Source organism: Acidithiobacillus sp. AMEEHan (genome assembly GCF_030996345.1).
Classification (GTDB): domain Bacteria; phylum Pseudomonadota; class Gammaproteobacteria; order Acidithiobacillales; family Acidithiobacillaceae; genus Igneacidithiobacillus.
The window spans coordinates 1,186,383-1,208,145 of the sequence record NZ_CP118747.1 but is presented as its reverse complement, the minus strand read 5'-3'; the positions used below and the strand labels follow the sequence as shown (position 1 = coordinate 1,208,145).

General features: G+C 60.0%; 17 protein-coding genes. 4 read left to right on the top strand and 13 right to left on the bottom strand.

All coding sequences use genetic code 11. The features are described 5' to 3' along the window. Positions 1 to 7 precede the first annotated feature (7 nt). The 6 genes from ORD17_RS06145 to ORD17_RS06120 all read right to left on the bottom strand — a co-directional run bounded on the left by ORD17_RS06145 (position 8) and on the right by ORD17_RS06120 (position 6,562). Positions 8 to 1,153 (bottom strand): hypothetical protein, encoded by a 1,146-nt coding sequence (locus tag ORD17_RS06145; RefSeq protein WP_308389977.1) that lies wholly within the window; start codon positions 1,151 to 1,153, stop codon positions 8 to 10. Beyond that, positions 1,150 to 1,833: a lysophospholipid acyltransferase family protein gene (locus tag ORD17_RS06140; RefSeq protein WP_308389976.1), complete on the bottom strand. Its 684-nt coding sequence runs from the start codon at positions 1,831 to 1,833 to the stop codon at positions 1,150 to 1,152. The genes ORD17_RS06145 and ORD17_RS06140 overlap by 4 nt, the downstream gene beginning before the upstream one ends. Before the next feature lie 3 nt (positions 1,834 to 1,836). After that, the gene (locus tag ORD17_RS06135) at positions 1,837 to 2,253 is read right to left on the bottom strand and encodes a biopolymer transporter ExbD (protein WP_308389975.1); all 417 of its coding nucleotides are present in this window, start codon (positions 2,251 to 2,253) and stop codon (positions 1,837 to 1,839) included. Next, positions 2,250 to 2,867: a MotA/TolQ/ExbB proton channel family protein gene (locus ORD17_RS06130; protein ID WP_308389974.1), complete on the bottom strand. Its 618-nt coding sequence runs from the start codon at positions 2,865 to 2,867 to the stop codon at positions 2,250 to 2,252. The genes ORD17_RS06135 and ORD17_RS06130 overlap by 4 nt, the downstream gene beginning before the upstream one ends. A gap of 128 nt (positions 2,868 to 2,995) precedes the next feature. After that, a complete protein-coding gene (locus tag ORD17_RS06125; protein WP_308389973.1) occupies positions 2,996 to 4,246 on the bottom strand; it encodes a mechanosensitive ion channel family protein in 1,251 nt (416 codons plus the stop codon). A gap of 126 nt (positions 4,247 to 4,372) precedes the next feature. Continuing rightward, a complete protein-coding gene (locus tag ORD17_RS06120) occupies positions 4,373 to 6,562 on the bottom strand; it encodes a ComEC/Rec2 family competence protein (RefSeq protein WP_308389972.1) in 2,190 nt (729 codons plus the stop codon). On the opposite strand from ORD17_RS06120, the gene ORD17_RS06115 reads away from it, so the two are divergent. Continuing rightward, complete coding sequence (locus ORD17_RS06115) at positions 6,547 to 7,119, top strand: DUF2062 domain-containing protein (RefSeq protein WP_308389971.1); 573 nt, start codon at positions 6,547 to 6,549, stop codon at positions 7,117 to 7,119. The genes ORD17_RS06120 and ORD17_RS06115 overlap by 16 nt on opposite strands. Here the strand turns inward: ORD17_RS06115 and ORD17_RS06110 are convergent. The 4 genes from ORD17_RS06110 to prfB all read right to left on the bottom strand — a co-directional run bounded on the left by ORD17_RS06110 (position 7,116) and on the right by prfB (position 11,643). Continuing rightward, positions 7,116 to 7,805 (bottom strand): ABC transporter ATP-binding protein, encoded by a 690-nt coding sequence (locus ORD17_RS06110; RefSeq protein WP_308389970.1) that lies wholly within the window; start codon positions 7,803 to 7,805, stop codon positions 7,116 to 7,118. The two genes, ORD17_RS06115 and ORD17_RS06110, sit on opposite strands and share 4 nt — an antisense overlap. Beyond that, positions 7,798 to 9,042, bottom strand: a complete 1,245-nt coding sequence (locus ORD17_RS06105) for a lipoprotein-releasing ABC transporter permease subunit (protein ID WP_308389969.1) — start codon at positions 9,040 to 9,042, stop codon at positions 7,798 to 7,800. The genes ORD17_RS06110 and ORD17_RS06105 overlap by 8 nt, the downstream gene beginning before the upstream one ends. Beyond that, complete coding sequence (gene lysS / locus ORD17_RS06100) at positions 9,039 to 10,523, bottom strand: lysine--tRNA ligase (RefSeq protein ID WP_308389968.1); 1,485 nt, start codon at positions 10,521 to 10,523, stop codon at positions 9,039 to 9,041. Before lysS ends, ORD17_RS06105 begins: the two co-directional genes overlap by 4 nt. Positions 10,524 to 10,544: 21 nt before the next feature. Further along, a protein-coding gene (gene prfB, locus ORD17_RS06095) for a peptide chain release factor 2 (RefSeq protein WP_308389967.1) occupies positions 10,545 to 11,643 on the bottom strand; the annotation gives its coding sequence in 2 pieces (ribosomal slippage) (positions 10,545 to 11,567 and positions 11,569 to 11,643; 1,098 coding nt in all). A gap of 441 nt (positions 11,644 to 12,084) precedes the next feature. On the opposite strand from prfB, the gene ORD17_RS06090 reads away from it, so the two are divergent. Continuing rightward, the gene (locus tag ORD17_RS06090) at positions 12,085 to 14,382 is read left to right on the top strand and encodes a plasma-membrane proton-efflux P-type ATPase (RefSeq protein ID WP_308389966.1); all 2,298 of its coding nucleotides are present in this window, start codon (positions 12,085 to 12,087) and stop codon (positions 14,380 to 14,382) included. Between the two features lie 405 nt (positions 14,383 to 14,787). Further along, the gene (locus ORD17_RS13460) at positions 14,788 to 15,294 is read left to right on the top strand and encodes a DUF3617 domain-containing protein (RefSeq protein WP_374693393.1); all 507 of its coding nucleotides are present in this window, start codon (positions 14,788 to 14,790) and stop codon (positions 15,292 to 15,294) included. On the opposite strand, the gene ORD17_RS06085 is transcribed toward ORD17_RS13460, so the two are convergent. Next, entirely contained in the window at positions 15,224 to 15,409 is a 186-nt protein-coding gene (locus ORD17_RS06085) for a hypothetical protein (protein WP_308389965.1), read from the bottom strand. The two genes, ORD17_RS13460 and ORD17_RS06085, sit on opposite strands and share 71 nt — an antisense overlap. A 292-nt stretch (positions 15,410 to 15,701) precedes the next feature. Between ORD17_RS06085 and ORD17_RS06080 the strand changes: the two genes are divergently transcribed. Further along, positions 15,702 to 17,870, top strand: coding sequence for a TonB-dependent receptor (locus tag ORD17_RS06080; RefSeq protein ID WP_308389964.1), 2,169 nt, complete (start codon positions 15,702 to 15,704; stop codon positions 17,868 to 17,870). A 13-nt stretch (positions 17,871 to 17,883) separates the two neighbouring features. Here ORD17_RS06080 and ORD17_RS06075 read toward each other — a convergent pair whose 3' ends face one another. Both ORD17_RS06075 and ORD17_RS06070 read right to left on the bottom strand, forming a co-directional pair. Continuing rightward, complete coding sequence (locus ORD17_RS06075; RefSeq protein ID WP_308389963.1) at positions 17,884 to 20,130, bottom strand: FdhF/YdeP family oxidoreductase; 2,247 nt, start codon at positions 20,128 to 20,130, stop codon at positions 17,884 to 17,886. A gap of 82 nt (positions 20,131 to 20,212) precedes the next feature. Then, positions 20,213 to 21,721, bottom strand: coding sequence for an MFS transporter (locus ORD17_RS06070; protein ID WP_308389962.1), 1,509 nt, complete (start codon positions 21,719 to 21,721; stop codon positions 20,213 to 20,215). Positions 21,722 to 21,763 lie beyond the last annotated feature (42 nt).

Here is a 21,763-nt window from a genome sequence, read left to right as displayed (position 1 = left end):
GCCGGGCTCACCAATCGAAGACCCGTTGCAGGAACTCCGGCAAGCGCTCCGCTGCCGCCCGCCGCTCCTGCCAGAAATAGCGCCGGTAGGCATCGGCCTCTTCCCGCGCCGCAATGGGCTCGGCCAACACCGCGGCCCAGTGCTGCAGCACCGCGGCAGGCTGGGCCAATTGGGTCGGCTCGGCGGCCAGGGTGCTGGGGAGAGCCCAATGCAGGGCCAAGCCCTGACTGAGCGGACGCCCACCGGCAAAAATCTGCCATAACTGCATAGTTCCGACAGCGAGGAGATGCACGGCGTCACAGGCAGCAGCCAGGGCGGGATGCCAGCGCGCTTCGTCCACCCGCAGGATACTGCCCACTTCCACCGGCTCTCGTCGCCACTTGGACAAGACAGGCAGACTCACAGGTGCGCCAGTGCCTTCGAGAAAAAGCAGCCCACGTCGGTGCAGCGGCGAGTTCTGCCAAGCGGCCGTCCAGGCAGCCCAGTCCCCTTCCTGCAGGCCCGTCACCCAAAACAGGGCGTCGCCCTGGCTGCCAAGAATCAGATTGCGAAAATTGGGTTCGACCTGGGCTACCGTCACCAGCGTAAGGAAGTCTACCGGCTCCTGCAGACCGACATTGCGGGCGAGCGACTGCCACTGCTGGTATTGCTCCTGACTACGCGGGTACACGGCCTCCCAAGGAGTGGCGCTGACCGTCCCTGTGGCTGGGGCGGCGATCGCCAAGGCGGGTATCTGTTTCTCATCGAGCAATCTTGCCAGGGCAGGACTGGGCACTCGACCCAGGCCCAGATAGCGCAAGGGATGCAGCCGCTCCAGGGTGGTGGCCAGGGCACGGGGATGGGCGCAGGGGCCAAAACCGTAGCCCAGACGCTCGATACCCCTCGTGGTCTCCGGGAACAGCGCCGCATCCTCCCGTTCAAAGGTCAGAATCATGCGCAGATCACGGCGTTTGTCACTGATCGCCCGCGCGAGCTCGACGCCCAGCCGCAGATCGTCGTGCTCGCTGCCGCCCTGCAACCAGAACACCGGGCCACGATCCCCGGGTAGCTTCAGCCCCCCCAGGCGGGCGTTGGCCTCGGCCAGGCGTCCCGCGCGAGCGTCCTGCCAGCTCGCCCAGCGGGCACGCCAATAATTGGCTCCGTAATAACTCATCCCTGCCACCCTTCTTCGACTCGCCCCATCATGCGGTCCGCCCGCTGCCGCTGGGCCCGCATCTCGTCCTCCAGGCTCCTCTGCAGAGCGAGCATCTCGGCCGGGGAGGTGTCGGCAGCAATGTAGATCGGCTCCCCCCAAAGCACCACGGCGCGACTGCCGGGCAGGGGAAAGAGAAAGTGGTCCCAACTCGCAAAGCGACGTCCCCAGCGCGCGGAAAAGGTGATCGGAACAATCGGTAGCCCGGTCCAACGCGCCAGTTCCAGCACCCCCGCCTGCAATTGCTCACGGGGCCCGCGTGGGCCATCCGGGGTGATCGCCAGATCGTAGCCCTCCCGCGCCGCGCGCAGCAGGCCCTTTGCCCCCTTCAAGGCGCCGCGCCGGCTGGAACCGCGTACTGCCTCATAGCCCCAGTGCGCCATCACCTGGGCGATCAGTTCGCCATCGCGATGTTCGCTGATCAGAATCTTCACCCGTTGCCCGCCTATCCGCTGGTAGGCCGCCGGAATCAGGGCGAGACGCCCATGCCAGAAAGCCAAAATGATGGGCTGTCCAGATTCGTGCAAGACGCGCACGCGGTCGGCGCCCTCTTCCTGCCAGCGCAGACTTTGCGTAACTCCCTTCAGCACCAGGGCAGCCAGCGCGGCGACGCGGGACTGCCAGCGCCCTTTCAGGCGCACGGGTCAGCGTCCCGCCTGACTCAGGGTGGCGAAACTGATGCGCGTCAAACCCGCTGCCTGGGCCGCGTCGAGAACGTCGATCACATACTGCTGGGTGGCGTTCTTGTCGGCACGCAAGACGATGACGCGCTCCGGATCCTCGGCAGCCAGAGCCTTGAGGCGGGCCAGCAGATCACTCATGGGCAGGCCATGGCCGTCGATGGCCACTTGCCCCGTCGCACTCAGATCAATGGTGATGGGGGTTTTCGGTTCGCCCTTGGCGGCTTGCTGCGCCTTGGGCAACTGCATCGAGATGTGACTGCGCTGGACGAAGCTCGTCGTGACCATAAAAAAGAGCAACAGCACCAGGACGATGTCGACCATGGAGATCACGTTGATCTCCGGCTCCTCATTCCTTCCACCCCGCGAGTGAAAATTCATGATTTTCCGCCTGCCAGCAAGTTTACCAGTTTCAGGACGTCCTTCTCGGTAGCCAACACCAGAACCTCCACCCGTCCGCGGAAATAGCGATAAAAGAGGAGGCTGGGGATGGCGACGATCAGGCCCGCCGCAGTGGTGATCAAGGCTTCGGCAATGCCACCGGCCAGAGCCTTGGGATCGCCCATACCCACCGCGCCAATCGCAGCAAAGGCATGCATGATGCCAAAGACCGTACCGAGCAGCCCGAGCAGCGGTGCCACCCCAGCGATACTGCCGAGAAAATTCAGGTAGCGGTCCAGATGCGCCATTTCATGGCGCCCGGCATCCTCCACCGCTTCCTTAATAAGTTCCCGCGGTTTTCCCGCATGCTGCAGAGCCACCAACAGAATACGTGCCAACGGCGTATCGCTCTCATAGAGCTGCTTGACGGCCTGGGGTACCTTACCAACGTCGACCAACTCGGCAATGCGTTCGACCAAGCCCGCGGGCACGATACGGGCCCGACGAAGCACCCAGAAGCGGTTACCGATGATAGCCAAGGCGATGATCGCCGCCAGCAAGAGAAGGGGCAAGACAAAGCCCCCCAGACGAAACAGTTCCAGCAAATCCTGCACGCACCCCTCCCGACCTTCCGGTGAAGACAGCCGAATATACCACAAGGGGCGTATCTTTCACCGCGTCAAAATGGTCAAAAACAATAAACACCGGCAAAGGCGGCAAGGCCACTGGCGCAAAGAAAACACTACGAGATGCCGCGAGCATCGCTCCTGGCGCTAGGGGAAAGGCTGAGCGCGGCGGACAACGGGGCTTGCGGCTGCGCCGGACCCCAGGGATCATTGGGCGCCACTTGCTGGGGGCTGGCGGCATCATCCACATAGTGAGGAGACATGATCTGAACCCCATTTTCGTTGAAGATGTCGAGCACCTCACCATGCAAGGCCGAGAGGGTGAGGGCATGACTACCCAGTACCGTAATATCGAACCCTGCAACCAAGGTGTACTCCACGTAAAAATCACTCAGGGCCTGTTGCAGAACGTAGGGCGCGGGCTCGTTCAAGAAGCCGGGGCAACGCTGTGCTGCCGTGAGTAACAGGGCATGGACCTGCCGCCAGGGAGTCCCATACCCAATGGAAACGGAAACTTGCAGCACGTGCTGGGCACCCGCTCCCTCACGGGAGAAATTCCGGATGGGCTGACTAAACACCACGGAATTGGGAATGCTCACCTCCTCGCCGGTGCCCGTGCGAATGCGCGTGGCAAACATGCCAATCTTTATCACAGTGCCTCGGGTCGACCCGATGACCACATATTCTCCCGGGCGCACGGCGTGGGAATAGAGCAAGGAGAACCCTGCCAGGGCCTGACCCACCACACTCTGCCCACCAAGAGAAATCATCAGGCCCGCCAAGACCGAAACGCCTTGAAAGGTGGCGCTGCTGGAGCCAGGCAGATAGGGGTAGGCGAGGGCAAGGGCAAAAAGCCAGATGAGCAACGCACTGATTTGCCGCGTCGGTGCCGCTAAATCGGAAGAAATCCAGGGCAAGCGTAGCTGCCGCCTCTCTACCCGCTGGAGCAAGGTGGAGTTGGCATGGACGAGCCCACGCGCAGTCACAAAAATCAGCATGGCGACCAAAAGATTGGGGATGGCAATCAGCACCTGGTAGGCGATGTGCCCCGACCAAAGCTTGAGCCAGTGGGTAAAATGCACCCCCAGCGCATGGCTGAAGTCGAACTGGCGCAATACAAAGGTCAGGTAGAATGCAGCGAGGACCAGATCCAAGGCCAGGAATAGCAAACGCAGAAAGCCATTGATCAAGTACTGGAGCTGCGCCAGATACTGGGCCAGGGCACCGCGCCGATGCAACAACCACCGTTCCAAACGCCGCTGCAACCAATGCTGCACCCGCCCCAAAAGCCAGTAGAGCAGTAACAGGACGCCCAGACCGACGAGAGCCCAAGCCACGGAAACGGCAAGTGTCAGCAAGGAAGACATCGTTCTTGCTTACGGAATGCTGGGAAAGGCGCCATGCTTCGTCCTTACATATTCATCTTGTCGAAAGTATCGGCAGGGTACGGCAATCCGGTCAAGACGCTGCATTGGTCCATGCCTTCTGGGCGCTCAGGGCAAGTCCCAGTAAGGCCGCTTGCCGCTGCCAGCCAGCAGTTGCAGTCGACCGCCGCCCCAGCGCCAGGGACTGCCGCCCTCGCCAACGTAGCGGATGCTGGCGTAGGGAAAGGCCTGGAGCAGGGCGTGGCGCTGCCAAACGTCCCAGGTGTAAGGGGCAAAAATGACCTGTGGCGCACCACGATCCGCAGGACGCAGGAAGGCGTTCAGGGTAGGCTCATCCATATCACCGAGGATCAAGACCTTGCCCGCATCTAGGCGCAGGGCGCAGGGCTGCAACTTGGCCAAATGCAAGGTTTTCCCGCCGGGCACGGCAATGCCGTCGCAAACCCTTGCCGGCCGGCCCAATTCCGGCAGGCGATTCCCCGGCGGCACAAGGGTCTTCTGCGCTGTCGGCACCGGTTGCGGCAGGGAAAGATCACCCAAGACCCAAACGTCCAGGCGCGAACTGCCGGCCTTCTGCAGATGCGCCGCGATTTCGCCTTGGAGGGCGCGTTGGTCCGGGCGATGCCAGAGGTTGGCGGTGTAGAGCCCGGTATGACGGCCATCCTGCCAAAAAACCGCCATTCCCTTGCCAATCGCCAGCTCGTCCAGGCGGAAACCGCCGTCGCCACCCGTACCCGGCGCCAGCAAGGGTATGAAGCCGAGATAGGCCAGATTCCGTCCTGGCCAATAGCGCGGCAAGAGGAGCAAGGCAAAAAGTATGGCGCTGGCGAGTGCCGCCCCGAGGCGCTCCGGGGTCACCGTCAGCAGGGCCCAGGGCCAATGGCGCAGCCAGTCGAGCAAGGCCGTTACGGCCTGCATTTCCACGGCCACGAGACGAAAGAGCAGCCGGTAGCCCAGTTCCCAGTCCACCAGCGAGAGGGCTGCGCCGAGCAAGGCCAAAGGCACCGCAAGCAGTTCGATCGGCGGTATCACCAGCAGATTGGCCAGCGGCGAGATGAGCGCGATGCTGCCAAAGAGAAAGGCAAGCAGCGGCAGCAACAGGATCGACACCCGCCACTGTGCCGCCAGGGCCTGGCGCCACTGGCCCTCCTCCATACCGAGACTGATCAGTACCGCCACCGCCAAGATCGACAGCCAGTAGCCGAGATCGATGACCTGCCCCGGATCGAGCAGGGCCATCATCGCCGCACTGAAGGCCAGGCCGGACCACGCCGCGTGGCGGCGGCCGAGCAAGGCCGCCACGCTGGCGGCGGTAATCATCCAGGCAGCGCGCTCCCCCGGACTTTGCATGCCCGCCAGATAGGCATAGGTCCAGGCTGCCGGAATGGCGGCCAAAAGTGCTGCCTGCTGCGCCGGCCAGCGCCGTACGAGTACCGGAACACGGCGCCAGAGGGAGCGCCAGAACCAGAGGAAGAAGCCGGTGATGACTGCCACATGGGAACCGGAAATCACCAATAGGTGAGCGGTCCCCGTGTCACGGTAGATCTGCCAGACTGCCGGCGGCAGTTGATTACCGATGCCCACCGTCAGAGCCTGCACGTAGCCCGCCCAAATTCGCGGCAGGGCGGCGTTGCTGGCCTGTACCACGCGGCTGCGCCATTGTGCGAGCCTATCCAGTGGATGCCAGGAAGAGGCGGGCAGAGGCGTGGCGGAGACGATCCGCCCAGCACCCAGCAGGCCTTGCCAGAAGCGCTGCCGCGGCAGATCGATAAAGGCGCTGTGGCGCAGAGTCTGCAGGGACTCTGTGCGGATTTCCAGTTGCCAGCGCTGGCCAGTGACCGGGATCTCCGGTAGGGCTCCATGCAGCTCGACGAGAGGAGGCAAACGCGCCATCAGCGCGGCGGGCTCAGCACGTTCTGGCGTCAGGTGCAGACGCCACTGACCGCGCTGCTCCTGCGGGATATCCGCAATTCGCCCAGTGATAGTCATCGATTGTCCGGCGGGAAGGACTCTTTCGAGCAAATGCCGCACCTGTAGACCAGCGATCAGAAAGGCCAAAGCGGTGGCCGCGGGCAGAAGCGCCTGGTGCCAGCGCCAGGCCAGGAGGAGAGAGACCAGCAACGCCAGAGCGGCTGGCAGCTGGCTGGGTAAAGCGGTAAAGACCTGAAAGAGTATTACGCCAGCCAGCAGCGCCAACGATACTGCAAGCAGCCCGGGCCAGGATTTGGACCAGCGCGCGAGACTCGCTAGACTAATGCCTCTTTGTCCCGACAGGATTCCCTTTGCGCCTGCCCGCATTTCTTCGCCTCCCGAGCCGTGAGGAAATCCTCCGTAAACGCCCTCTGGGACGTTTCACGCACTATCTGACCCACAGCGCTTACTGGCAACTGAAGCGCAGCAATCTGGCCCGGGCAGGCGCTTTGGGCACCTTTATCGGCACCCTCCCCTATTTTGGGCACGAACTCACGATTCTCATTCTGTGTCTGGTCCTGCACCGCTGGCGGCGTATCGACGTCAATGTGCCCCTGGCGATGCTGCTGCCCTTCATCGTCACCGGCCCGCTCACCATTGTCGAAGTATTCTACGCCTCCTACCAGCTCGGCTACTGGCTTCTGCAGCAGGTGCACCTAGCCCCGGCCATCACCATCCATTATGCCGACATCCAGCGCCTAGTGCATGGCAACATGGGATTACTGTCCATGGGAGATCGCCTGTGGCACGCCTACTGGGTCACCTGGATCGGTAGCATCCCCTTCGGTGCCACTCTCGCCGCCATCGTCTACTTCGGCATACTGCTCGGCTGGCGCGGATGGGTCAACTGGCGCCTGTTTCGTCGCCGGCAAAACCGCAACTAGAGAGCAGCGCTGTCCTGTAGAGTGCCGTCGCGCAAATGCAGCACCCGCGCCATGCGTTCCGCCAGGGCGGGTTCATGGGTCACGACCACCATGGCCGTTCCCAGCTCGGCATTGAGGTCGAACATCAGGGCATGCACCGCCTCGGCAGCGTTCCGGTCGAGATTTCCCGTGGGTTCATCGGCAAGGAGCAAGGCCGGGCGGGTAACCAAGGCACGCGCCAGGGCCACGCGTTGGCGTTCACCACCGGAGAGCATCCCCGGCTTGTGCTGATAGCGTTGCCCCAAGCCCACCCGGTCGAGCAATTCTTTGGCCCAGGGCTCGCTCACGGCCCGCTTCTCCCGGCGGATGAGCAAGGGCAGTAATACATTCTCCAGGGCAGTAAATTCCGGCAACAGGCGATGCAGCTGATAGACGAAACCGATGCTGTGGTTGCGCAGGCGACTGCGCTCGGCCTCCCCCAGGCGGTAGAGATCCTGCCCCAGTACCCGCACGGTACCATCACTCGGACGTTCCAGGCCGCCCATCAAGTGCATCAGCGTGCTTTTGCCCTGCCCCGAAGCGCCCACGATCCCCAGGCGCTCGCCGCGGCGCAGCTCCAGATTGACATCGCGCAACACTTCCAGACGTCCTGCGCCAAAGCTGTAGCCATGACGCAGATGTTCCACCTGCAGGACGAGATCACTCATAGCGCAACGCCTCTGCCGGATCGACGCGGGAGGCGCGCCAGGACGGATACAGGGTCGCCAGCCAGCTCATCAGCAGCGCGGCAATGGCCACATGCACCACGTCTGCCGGCTCCAGACGGGACGGCAACTGACTGATGGAGTAGACCTCCGGCGAGAGAAACTGCACGTGAAAGAGCTGCTCGATGTAAGGCACGATGGTCGGGATATTCAGCGCCAGCAACACGCCACCGAGCACACCCAAGGCAGTACCGAAGAGGCCGATGATCACCCCTTGCACCATGAAGATCAACATGATGCTGCGGGGCCGCGCGCCCAAGGTGCGCAGAATGGCGATATCCGGCTCCTTGTCGGTCACCACCATCACCAGGGTGGCAACGATGTTGAAGGCTGCCACGGCAATGATCAGGGAAAGGATAACGAACATCACCAGCTTTTCCATGGCCAGGGCCTTGAAAAAGTTTTCGTGGGTTTGCGTCCAGTCCTGCACGTAAAAAGCGGGCCCGAGGATCTTTTGCAGGCGGGCGGCAAAGGCGGGCGCGGCAAAGGGATTCTGCAGTTGCAGGCGCAGGCCGGTCACTCCGGAACCCAGGTTGTAGAGTGCCTGGGCGTCGGGGAGGCTGATATAAGCCATGCCGCTGTCATAGGCGTAGATGCCCACGGAGAAGAGCCCGACGACGGTAAACTGGCGCAAGGTGGGCGTCACCCCCAGGGGCGTAACGCCCCCCTTGGGCGAAATCAGCGTCACTTTGCTGCCGATGGTCGCGCCCAGTTGGCGCGCCAGGGCACTGCCCAGGACGATCCCCCAGGGATGTTTCTGCAGGGCATCGAGGCTACCTGCTTTCATGTCTTGCGCCAGGCGGTTCACCCGTCCTTCCAGCCGCGGATCGATACCCTCCACCAAGGCCCCACTCACCAGCCCGTCATGGGAAAGCATGGCCTGGGCTTGGACGTAGGGCGCTACACCGGTCACCCCCTCAACCTGCGAGAGATTTTTTTCCGACTCGCGCCAGTCGAGTACCGGCACCCCGTTACCCTGCACGATGACGTCAGAGGTAACGGCGAGGATGCGGCTGCGCAGGGTGTGGTCGAAGCCATTCATCACCGCCATGACGGTGATCAGGGCGGCCACCCCGATCACCATACCCAGGATAGCCGTGCCGGTAATGAAGGAAATGAAATGATTGCGCCGCTTGGCGCGGGTGTACCGTAGGCCCACCCATAGTTCGAAAAGGCTCATGCCTGCTCGGGCCGCAGATGGGGAAAAAGAATGACCTCACGAATGCTGGGCTGATCCGCCAGCAGCATCACCAGACGGTCGATGCCCATACCCACCCCGGCGGTGGGCGGCATGCCGTACTCCAGCGCACGAATATAGTCGTGATCGTAGAACATCGCTTCGTCGTCACCGGCCTCCTTGGCCAGAACCTGGGACTGAAAGCGCTCCGCCTGGTCTTCCGGATCATTGAGCTCGGAGAAACCATTGGCCAGTTCGCGCCCGGCAATGAAGAGCTCGAAGCGGTCGGTGACTTCGGGATCGGCGTCACTGGCCCGCGCCAGCGGACTCACCTCGGTCGGATATTCGGTAATGAAAGTAGGCTGCTGCAGTTGCGTTTCCACGGTCTTTTCGAAGATCTCGATGAGACGCTTGCCCCAACCCCAGCCCGCCTGCACTGGCATCCCCAGCTCCTGCAATTTTGCAGCAAGGACTTCGGAGTCGTGCAGATTTTTAGCCCGCAGATCGGGGTTGTAGGCCCGCACTGCTTCGGCCACGCTCAAGCGCGCGAAAGGTCTGCCGAGGTCGATCTCCTGCCCCTGATAGACGATCTCCGTCTGCCCCAGAGCGGCCTGCGCCGCCGCACGAATCAGCTGCTCCGTGCGATCCATGGCGATGTGGTAATCGGCATAGGCCTCATACCACTCGAGCATGGTGAACTCGGGATTGTGGCGGGTGGAGATGCCCTCGTTGCGAAAATTACGATTGATTTCAAAAACGCGTTCGATCCCACCCACCACCAGCCGCTTGAGATAGAGCTCGGGGGCAATGCGCAGATACAGGGTCATGTCGAGGGCGTGGTGGTGAGTGACGAAGGGTTTGGCCGTCGCGCCACCGGGAATCGGCTGCATCATCGGCGTCTCGACTTCGACAAAGCGCGCCGCTGCCAGCCCGTGGCGCAGTGCCGCCACCGTCGCCGCCCGGATCTGAAAGGTGCGCCGCGTCTGCTCGGTAACGATCAAATCCACGTAGCGTTGACGGAAGCGGGTTTCCGCATCGCTCAGACCATGCCATTTCTCGGGCAGAGGGCGTAGGGCCTTGGCCAGTAACTGCAGGGAGTGCACGCGCAGGCTCAGCTCGCCCGCCTTGGTGCGGAACAGCGTGCCCTCGACGCCGATCACGTCGCCGAGATCAAGCTCCTTGAACTGCGCGTAGGCGCCCTCACCCAGTTCATCGCGGCTCAGAAAGAGCTGCAACCGGCCACTGCCATCCTGCAGATCGGCAAAACTCGCCTTACCCATCACCCGCCGCGTCATCAGGCGTCCCCCCAGGCGGGCGCTGATCGGCTCTTGCTCGAGCGCCCCGGCGTCCATGTCAGCACAGCGCCGCTGCAGATCGCCGGCCTCGGCATCCCGCCGGAAGGCATTGGGATAGGCGCGGCCAAGCTCGCGCCAGCGCTGCAGCTTCTCCCAGCGCACCTGCATCTGATCGTTCCGCTCTTCCATGCCCTGTCCTCGTTCCCTGCCTTAGAGTCCGGCCTTCAGGGCCGCCTCGATGAAAATGTCCAGACCACCATCGAGCACCTTTTGCGTATCGCCCACTTCGACACTGGTGCGGAGATCTTTGATCCGTGACTGATCGAGCACATAGGAGCGGATCTGATGTCCCCAGCCGATATCGCTCTTGCTCTCTTCCAGCGCCTGCTTTTCCGCTTCGCGCTTTTTCAGCTCCATCTCGTAGAGTTTGGAACGCAACATGCGCATGGCCTCGGCACGGTTCTTGTGCTGCGAGCGATCCGTCTGGCAGGCCACCACGATACCCGTCGGCACGTGAGTGATACGCACCGCCGAGTCGGTTTTGTTGATGTGCTGGCCACCCGCGCCACTGGCCCGATAGGTGTCCGTCTTGAGGTCGGCGGGATTGATGTCGATCTCGAAGCTGTCGTCAATCTCGGGATAGACGAAGACGCTGGCGAAACTGGTGTGGCGACGATTACCGGAGTCGAAAGGCGATTTGCGCACCAGACGATGTACGCCGGTTTCCGTGCGCAGCCAGCCGAAAGCGTGGTCGCCTTTGACATGGATACTCGCCGACTTGATCCCCGCCACTTCCCCCTCGGACACTTCCACCAGCTCGGCGGCAAACCCATGCGCCTCAGCCCAGCGCAGGTACATGCGCAGAATCATTTCCGCCCAGTCTTGCGCCTCGGTACCACCGGCACCGGCCTGGATGTCAATAAAACAGTCGGCGGCGTCATGCGGGCCAGAGAACATCCGCTGGAACTCCAGCTTTTCCACCGCTGCCAGGGCCTGATCGAGATCGACATCGACGGCTGCCAGGAGCTCGGAGTCATTTTCGCTCAGGGCGAGTTCCAGCATCTCGGCACTGTCGGAAAGCTTGGCGGCGAGTTCATCCATCGGCCGCACGATGGCCTCCAGGCTGGCACGCTCCCGCCCCAGTTCCTGCGCCTTCTCCGGCTGATTCCAGATCGCGGGATCCTCGAGCTCCCGCCCGACCTCTTCTAATCGGCCCCGCTTTTCTTCGAGGTCAAAGATACCCCCTCAGGCCATCCAACCGGGCCTGGAGATCGTCGCGCAGGGCGCGCATCTCATTCACTTCACGCATCACGCACCATTCCCAAACGGCAAAGGGGCATAGTATGCGCAAAGTTCTTGCCAACGACCAGCACCGGAAGAACGTCGCATCCGAGCTACACTATAGCTTGTGCAAGGAAGGGATCGCCCAAGCCACTGATTCAGGCGAAAGACACCATTATGCTGCCGCTAGACATCCCCGCTGATACTGAATATGGCGCTATCCGTGCTGGGCCGGAGACGGCTGGCCAAACCCATCTGCAGGAACGTTTATCAGGTGCTCGTGCTCCCCGCCCGACGCTTTTATACAGCGCGTATCATTCCCCACCATCCCTGCGCATCGGCCCCCGTGGAATACTCAATGGTTCTATGGTACCGATAAGGGCATCGAAGTTGCCAATACTGGTCTTTCTCCGCCTGTTTTTCAGCAACTCACAGTGAATGTTTCCGATTTACCAGATGAGGGATCGCAATGAATGCCACGGTAACCCCTTCGTGCACTGGACTCTCCCAAGCGGATGCGCAAAAGCTTCTCGAGCAAATTGGCCCAAATGAGGTCGCTGAGAAGAAGGAGAAACCCTGGAAACTTTTTCTGCTCAAATTCTGGGCGCCGGTACCCTGGATGTTGGAGGCCACTTTTGTTCTGGAAGCCGTTTTGCAGAAATGGCCAGAAACCATCGTCATCGCCCTGCTGTTACTCTTCAATGGGATATTGAGCTTTAGCCAAGAACGCAAGGCGCAGAATGCTCTCTCCCTCTTGCGCGAACGGCTGCGCATCCAGGCCAAAGTCTGTAGGGATGGCAGCTGGACCGAGGTTCCTGCGTCCGAGCTTGTGCCTGGCGATTTGGTACATGTGCGTATGGGTGACATCGTGCCCGCGGACATGACCGTGTCCGACGGTCAGGTGTCTGTAGACCAATCGGCTCTCACGGGAGAGTCGATGCCCGTGGAAGTGGGGCCCGCGAAAACGCTGTATTCTGCAGCCATCATTCGGCGGGGCGAAGCAACCGGAACGGTAACGGCCACCGGCTCTCGCAGTTATTTTGGCAAGACCGCCGAGTTGGTCCGCTCCGCCGGCTCGAAAAGCCATCTGGAAGAGCTCGTGCTGAGCATCGTTCGCTACCTCGTGGCGATGGATGTATTGCTTGTCGTCGCCATTCTCACCTACGCCATGGTAGAGAATCTTCCCATCGGCACGATCCTTCCCTTTGCCCTTATCCTGCTCGTGGCTTCCGTTCCGGTAGCATTACCAGCGACATTCACTCTGGCTACGGCGATTGCGTCCCTGCATCTTGCCCACCGTGGCGTCCTGGTAACGCGACTCGCCGCTGTGGAAGAAGCAGCGGCGATGCGTGACCTGTGTAGTGACAAAACGGGCACCCTGACGCAAAACCGCCTGTCACTGGCGGCACTGGACGTCTGGGATGGACACAGCAAAGAAGAATTACTGGAAATGGCGCTCGTGGCCAGCGACGCTTCCACCCAGGATCCCATTGACTTGGCCATTCTGGCAGAAACGCAAAAACAACATCTTGTCCCGCCTGCGCGAGTCGATTTTGTCCCCTTTGATCCTGCCACGAAGCGCTCCGAGGGCACCTTTCAAAAAGAGGGACAGGTCTATCGTGCATTGAAAGGAAGCCCGCAGGTAATCGCAGCGTATTGTCAGGATACGCAATGGCAGGAACGGACGGAAAGATTAGCAAAAACCGGTGCGCGGGTGCTGGCAGTGGCGGCCGGTCCAGATGGGCATCCCACCCTACTCGGATTACTCGCCTTAGCCGATCCCATTCGGCCGGATGCCAAAGAAGTCGTCGGTAAGTTGCAGGAACTGGGCGTGACGGTTCGCATGGTCACCGGCGACAGCGCTCCTACAGCAGAAAGCGTGGCAAAGGAATTAGGATTGGTTGGGGCTATCTGCGACCGAGAAAAGCTCGGTAATGATTGCGCGGTGTATGCTGGCGTATTTCCTGCGGACAAATTTCATCTCGTACAAGGCTTGCAAAAGCGTAACAGCATCGTCGGGATGACGGGTGACGGGGTCAACGACGCCCCAGCACTCAAGCAAGCAGAGATGGGCGTGGCGGTAGAAAGTGCTACCGACGTTGCGAAAGCAGCAGCCAGCCTGGTGTTGACCACGCCAGGACTAGAGGGAGTCCTGGACGCCGTCATTGCCGGCCGTCGCGTGTATCAACGTATGCTGACGTATACGCTGAACAAGATTGTCAAAGTGTTCCAAGTAGCGATCTTCTTGAGCTTGGGATTTTTGCTTTTCCACCGTTTTGTGGTAACCCCACTATTGGTGTTATTGCTCCTCTTTGCTAACGACTTTGTCACCATGTCCCTGGCCGAAGATCATGTACAACCATCGAAAAAACCGGATCGTTGGGCCGTACGTACCTTGGTAATCTCCTCGTTGGCAATCGCCGTTGCCTGGTTGGTGTATATCTTCGCCGTCTATTGGATTGGTAGCGCCGCCCATCTTTCGTTGGACTCCTTGCAAACGCTGGATTTCCTTGGCTTGGTATTCTCCGGACTCGCCAATGTCTTTCTGGTTCGCGAAAGACATCATTTATGGGCGTCTCTTCCCGGCACTTTTTTACTTACCGCGAGCCTGATAGATATCCTTGTCGTGAGCGGGATGGCCGTGTGCGGATGGATTATGTCACCCGTGCCCTGGGAATATATCGCTATTTTGCTCCTGGCAACCATTGCCTACACGCTCTTTCTTGATCAAATCAAGGTTCCCATGTTGCGACGACTGACTCGCTAATAATACGCCGATGATGGCCGCAACTGGCCTGTAAATGATCTTCTTCAATGTTATCACCGCATTTGCCTTTTTAATCCCCAGCGCATCAGTCGCAGCGGAACTGGCAACAGCCTGGCCGAAAAATGGCGTATTCCACTGGATTGAAACGGCCGATGGAGCGCGATGGGGATTCACGGCCGTTTGCTTACGGCTAGTGACGGACCACGAATTCGGCCGCGTCCGTGGCCCTAATGTTGAGAACTTGCTGGAAAATTAGTCGGTTCCGCGACGTTCCATGTGGGTATCCCGAGACCAATTTTGCCGCGGATACAACTTCCATGAGCTGCCCTTCATTGAAACCGTAGCGACAATGTTTCAGAATAAGATTTGTCAACCTTATTGACTCTGGATAGAGTGGGTAGAAACATGCGAATCTCACAGAAAAGATGTCGATTCTTTCTGTTCGGGTTATTGCTCAGTCCCGGCATCGCTCTGGCAGCACCCCAACTGTTGCAGCCGGGGAGCTGGCGAATGTCGATAGACATGGCGGGGATACCGGATATGCCGCCTCAGATGGCCGCGATGATGCATCGCGAGATGCCAGAAATCTGCATTGGATCGGGCATGACTCACCCGCCGATATCGCCACAAGCGCAGGCGAATCATTGCCACACCGTACAATCCCGGATATCCGGTAAGCAAATCACGGTCATCGAAGCCTGTGACGTTGCCGGCCATCCAATGCGAACCCGCTCCGTCACCAACGTATCCGCTGATGGAAAAGCCTTTGTGGAACGCAGCAAGGTCCTCCAGGGACTGGGTGTGGGAGAAACCACCACGATGCGCGGGTCCTGGGTAGGCCCTACTTGTCCGAGCCCCTCCCAAGACAGTGGGCAGCCTGCCGATCCACAAGCTGCTCCCGGGGCAGGATAGGGCCGGTAGGAGACTGCAGGCCATCTCTGGTGCGTCCACGCGCACCGCCGGTCAAGCCCACCAAGTAGGAAACCAGATCGTCCTCGACCCCATTGGGGGTGACGAAATGGATCATAGCAAATTTTTCCGCCAAAGCGCTTGCCAAGGTTGACGTCCGCACCGACGGTCTTGTCTGCGCCTACCATCCCGCCCCTTGGATAAAAATACCATACAGTATGTAACCCAGGAAAACTCCAACCCGTTTGATCGATAAATTAGAATATTGTTACTCATTAACTATAAAATGAAATTTTTACTTTATGGATAATCTTATCTTAGATATAAATTAAAATATTCCATTCGCCAAAGCATCATCTTCCATGGATGATGAGAAAAACCTTCGAGTGAACAGCATGATCATAAAAAACTTGAGATTTTTGATTTATCTGGCGATGATTTCGGTTAGCGTGCTGGTCCACGCGGAAACAGCCAAGCCCACTACTATTGATCCCAATCCTCTTCTGGTGCAGGTACAGGTGCACGACCGCACCGAGGTCGGGCAGCAGACAAAAGTGTTCAGGCATCCCGCAAACGCTGCGGACAGCAGCCACTTGCTGGATTTTGTGAGTGGCACCCAGAGCATCGCCTCGGGTGGCGTTTCCGCCTTGCCCTATCTGAATGGCCTCGCGGGCAGCAATCTCAATCTGCGGGTGGATGGCATCTCGATCCCCAATGCCTGCCCCAACCAGATGATTCCACCCTTGTCGTATCTGCCGCCCAATCAGGTGGGCGAAATTACGATCTATCCCACCGTAGCGCCGGTAAGTGTCACCAGCAACGCTCTGGGGGGCACCGTGTTGGTTTCTTCCGCGGCGCCCGTCTTTGCCAGCCCAGCGCAGGCATATACCTATGGCGGAAGCGTTAGCGCATTCTATCAGAGCAATGGCGATATTCATGGAGAAAATCTCTCCGTGTATGGCGCAACGCCGCATTTTTCCATTCAGTATGCCGGCAGTCTCAGTCAGGGGGACAATTATCAGGCCGGCAAGGGATTCAAACCGGCAACCCCCAATATTCCGGCAAAAACCGTGGGCTCGACGGCCTTTCGCAGCGAAAACCAGAGCGTGACCCTGGCCGGCCGGTGGAAGACCCAGGAACTCACTCTGCGCATCAGTCATCAACACATTCCTTATGAGGGCTACCCCAACGTGCGCATGGATCTGACCGACAACCAGCAGACCAGTTTCAATCTGCACTACCGCGGTGGCTTTCACTGGGGCTTTGTCGATGCACGGCTCTACAACGTTCTGATCCAGCACGAGATGAATTTCCTGCCGGACAAAATCACCCCCATGGCAGCAGAGATGCCCATGTATACCCAGGGGGTAAAGAATGGTCTGCGTCTGGAGTTCGGGCTGGATCTCAGCCCGCAGGACCTGTTGCGTACCGGAATCGAGATTTCCCGTTACCACCTGAACGATTGGTGGACGCCAGTACCGGGCAGTCGGATGATGGGCCCGGGTACCTTCTGGAATATCCGCGATGGTCGACAGAATCACTACGACGTCTTCGCCGACTGGTCGCACCACTGGAGTCCGGAGTGGATGAGTCGCCTGGGTCTGCGTTTTGACGCGGTAGACATGAATAGCGGGCCGGTGCAAGGCTACAACCCCATGATGTATGGGAACCCGGCTATGCCGGGCTCCGTGCCTGGACAATTCAATGCCGCCGATCGCTCCCGCAGCTTCAGCAACTGGGATCTCAGCGCCATTCTCCAATACCACCCCAGCGCATCGACGGCACTGGAGCTGGGCTACGCACGCAACGTCCAGGCGCCCGGCCTTTATGAGCTCTATCCCTGGTCCAGCAACCAGATGGCGATGTTCATGAACAGCTTCTCCGGGGATGGCAACGGTTACATCGGCAACCTGCGCCTGCGCGCGCAGACCAGTAACACCTTCAGCGCCAGCCTGCACCTGCAAGAGGCGCACTGGGATCTGCGGCTCACTCCGTACGTGAATTATATCCAGAACTACATCGGGGTAGAGCGCTGCTCAACGAGCCTGGGCGGGGCCTGTACCGTCGCCAACCGAAGCGCAGAAAGCGGCTTCGTGAACCTGCAATACCACAACCAGAATGCCCTGATCTGGGGGATCGATCTGCAAGGAAAGACACGACTACTGCACCGCCAGCAGTGGGGGGACTTTTTCCTCGACGGAAAGGTGGCCTACAGCCATGGCGAGAATCTCAGCCTCGATGTGCCGCTCTACCGGGTCATGCCCCTCAATGGCAGCCTCACCCTACGTCAGGACTGGGGTCACTGGGAAAACTGGATCCGGGAAACCCTGGTCGCCAGCGAGACCCGGGTCGATCCCCTGCGCAATGAGCTGCAGACACCAGGTTATGGGCTGTTGGAGATTGGCACACGCTTCCACTCCGGCGCCTGGCAGGCCAGCCTGCGCCTGGAAAACCTGCTCAACCAGCTTTATTACCAGCCCCTCGGCGGGGTATACCTAGGGCAGACGCCGTTTGTCTATGGCATCCGCCTGCCTGGACCGGGGCGCTCGGTCAACATCGATCTCAGCTATCAGTTCTGAGATCGCCGTCCGATCAGCTCGCCAGACGCACCGCGATCCCCTTGGAGGCGGGCGTTTTCGAGAGCTTATCGTGCTCCGAGAGGGGAATCAGCGGATTCAGCTCGGGGTAATACCCGGCAACGGTACCGCGGGGGATCTCGAAAGATACGAGTTCCAGACCGTCCACGCGGCGCTCTATACCATCCGCCGTGTCACTGAGCAGCGAAACCTTTTGCCCGGGATGCAGGCCAGCATCGGCGATATCCGCGGCGTTCATGAGGAGCACATCGCGCGTGCCCTCGATGCCGCGAAAGCGATCGGAATAGCCATAGACGGTGGTATTGAACTGATCGTTGGAGCGCAGGGTGATGAGCCGGTAGCGACCCGGCGCATCGGCAAAATCGAGGGCATTGAGGCGTTCCGGCACAGTGAATTCGGCCTTACCTCTGGGAGTCTTCCAGACTCGCTCGCGCGCCGCATTGACTCGCCAAAAGCCACCGGGCTTTTGAATGCGGGCGTTGAAGTCATGGAAATCCTCTGGATAGGTAGCCGCGATCAGATCGCGTACCCGACCATAATCTGCCTGCCAGTCGTCCCAGAGCAGCTTGGGACTGAGCTCCAGGGTCGCTTTGGCAATGCCCGCCACAATGGCCAGCTCCGAGCGCAGCTGCGGCGAAGCCGGTTCGCGATGACCGATGGAAGGGTGGATCATGGAGAAGCTGTCTTCGATGGTCACGGTTTGATTCCCCGTCGCCTGCTTGTCGACTTCCACACGCGACAGGCAAGGAAGGATGTAGGCTTCCTTGCCCGGATACAAATGACTGCGATTGAGCTTGGTCGACACCGTCACCGTCAGTTGCTGCTGCGGCCACACCTCCTGCAAGCGCGCAATGTCAGGCATTGCCCTGACCAGATTGCCGCCCAGGCTGATCGTGGCCGCCACCTCGCCACGCAGCAGGGCCTCGCCGACCTCGACGATGTGCATACCGTCTTGTTGCGGTGGTTCGAAGTCAAAGAGGGTGCGCAGCTTGTCCATGGGAACGAGTGCCGCTTTTTCCGCGATGCCCACCGTGCGCTGCCCCTGCACGTTGGAGTGGCCGCGCACCGGACAACAACCGGCACCGGGGCGGCCGATATTGCCGCGCAGTAACAGAAAATTCACCAGCATGCCGACATTGGTCGAGCCATGCACCTGCTGCGTCAGCCCCATACCATATACGCCAATCACCCGTTCGGCAGCCATGTAGACCGCTGCCGCCGCGCGCAGAGCGTCCTCGCTCAACCCGGTTTCCGCACAGACGGCCGCCCACGACGTCGCCCGTAAAAAATCAAAAAAATCCTCAACGCCATGGGTATGTTCGGCCAGGAACGCATGGTCGATGACCGTACCACCCTGGCTTTCATCCGCCTCCAGGACCGCCTTGCACAGGCCAGTGAGGGCGGCAATGTCAGAACCGGCGCGCAACTGATGATATTGATCCGAAATTTGTGTCTCGCGGCCACTGAGCATGTCCGAAACGCTACTGGGATCGACGAACCCAACCAGACCCTGCTCCCGCACCGGGTTGAAGGTGATGATCTTGGCCCCGCGTTTTTTGGCATCCTTGAGCGGATGCAAAAAACGGGGGGAGTTGACACCCGGATTCTGACCAAAGAAAAAGAAACAGTCGGCCTCTGCCAGATCTTCCCAGATTACCGTGCCTACCGGCGAGCCAATGACGCGCTTGAGACCAACGCTGGTGGTCTCGTGACACATATTGGAGCTTTGCGGCAGGTTGTTATTGCCATACACGCGCGCCAGCAAAGCGTAGAGGTAGGAGGCTTCCAGACCGGCGTGCCCCGAGGCGTAAAAGACTACCTGTGCCCTGGGCAGACGCCGCAATGTCTGGCCGATGGCGGAATAGGCCTCGTCCCAGGAGACCTCAACATAGCGATCCTGCTCGCGATCGTAACGCAGCGGCGCCGTCAGGCGTCCCGTCTTTTCGAGATCGTGGTCGGACCAGCCACGCAGCTCAGTGACGGTATGCGAGTCCCAGAATCTGGGCGTGCAACGCGCCGAAGTGGTGTCCCAAAGAATCGCCTTGGCGCCATTCTCACAGAACTCGAAGGGATGGTAATTGACCGGCTTGGGCCAAGCGCAGGAGGTACACATGCTACCGCCGGGTTTATTGAGGCGCGCCAGGGTCTCCAGAGCCGCGGGTGTGGCCCAGCTCTCGCCGTAGATATGTACGATGCCCTCCACCGATCCCCAACCACCCGCTGGTGGTTGGGGAAGATTCACCTGGGATTTCCTTTGCAATGTCATTCTCCGGATCTTGTCTAGATTCTCAGTATAGGAAGCCATTGTGCATCGTGCTTGCCGATCAAGCGGAAACCTCGACCTCCGGATGCTCCGCATCCGGGGTCACAGAGAGCGGTGCGCCCTCGGAGGCCAATACCGTCGCTACATCGCGCGGATACGTGAACGCCGCGAAAACCATGGCGACGCCAGCGGTCAACAGCAGAACTAACAGAAGCAGAAAGGCATGCCCGAGGGCCTCGGCGCCTTGTCCATCGCTTTTCTGGAAATATCCCACCAAAAGCCCAATCATCAGCGGTGCCAAACCCACGAGGGTATAGCGCACCAGATTGCGTATACTTTCTGCTCGCCCCCACAAGCGGGAGTGCATGATATCGAGACGTGCGGCATCAAGAGTTGGATTGGTAGCGCCCAAAAACAAGGCCGCCAGAAAGAAACAAGGCGCCGCCACCCAGACGCTGTGCAGCAGAAAGGCCGGCAGAAAGGCGAGCACCGTCAGAAAGAAGGCCCCCGCTGCCACCCACACCCGCGCCGCAACAATATGCCGATGCAACAATCGATCTGCGAACCAGCCACTGAGCAAAACCCCGAAGATTCCGCCACTGCCCAGACCCATGAACAGGATGCTGGCGGTATCAGCGGGCAGATCGAAGCGCTGCATGAGGTAAAGATCGGCAAACACCAAGAGACCCGTGAAATAAAAATAACTGGCCGACGAGCCGAGGACGAGAATGACGTTGGTACGAATGGTGACGATGTATCGCGCCGCCAGCGTCCACCGCCAGCAAGTCGGATCTTCGCGCATCACCCGATCGGGATACGGCGCAATCGCCATCCGGCGAATCAAATCGGCAACCTTGTGGGAACGCGGCGCGGCAGCGTCAGAGCGCGAAGAGCTTTTGGAACCGCTGGCAATTCTCTCCATCGTATTGCGCTGAGGCTCGCGCAGATACCGGCGTATCACGACAACGCCCAGTAACCCCAACAGTGCCAGACTCCAAAAGGCAAAACGCCAGCCCAGGAGGTCGGCGACGATGCTCGCCACCAGCATTCCAATTCCGGCACCCAACAACTCACCACCTACAATCAGGCCAAAAATTCTGCCGCGTTGGGACGGAGGAAAATAGTCCCCGGTCAGGGAGGCGACCACCGCCCCGACGGAGATACCGCTGGCGCCGACTATGACTTGCGCCAGCAAAAGCTCCAGATAACCTGGAATGGCGCCGCTGGCAGCCATACCCAGAGCCCAGCTGGCAGCAAAAATGGCCAGCAGGCGCACGCGCTTTCGCCGATCCACCCAGACCCCGGCGATCAAAGTGAGTACCGCCCCGGAGAGCGAGGCTACCGTACCCACCAGACCAAAACGCGCATCGCTGATGTGTAACGTGGCCTCCAGTATATGGGCCAATGCCCCGAGCGCTGCGAGATTTGCCGACGCCACACCCAATACCGCGGCGAGAATCACCACTACCCGGGCGCGATTGGGCAGGTATTGCAAAAAACGATATTCGAGATGCTCGTATTCGGAACAGAGCCAACGTTCCAAGTTGACGAGATTTTCACTGTTGAGCATGAATGGGTATTTTTTTCTGACAGGCCATAATTCCAGTATAAG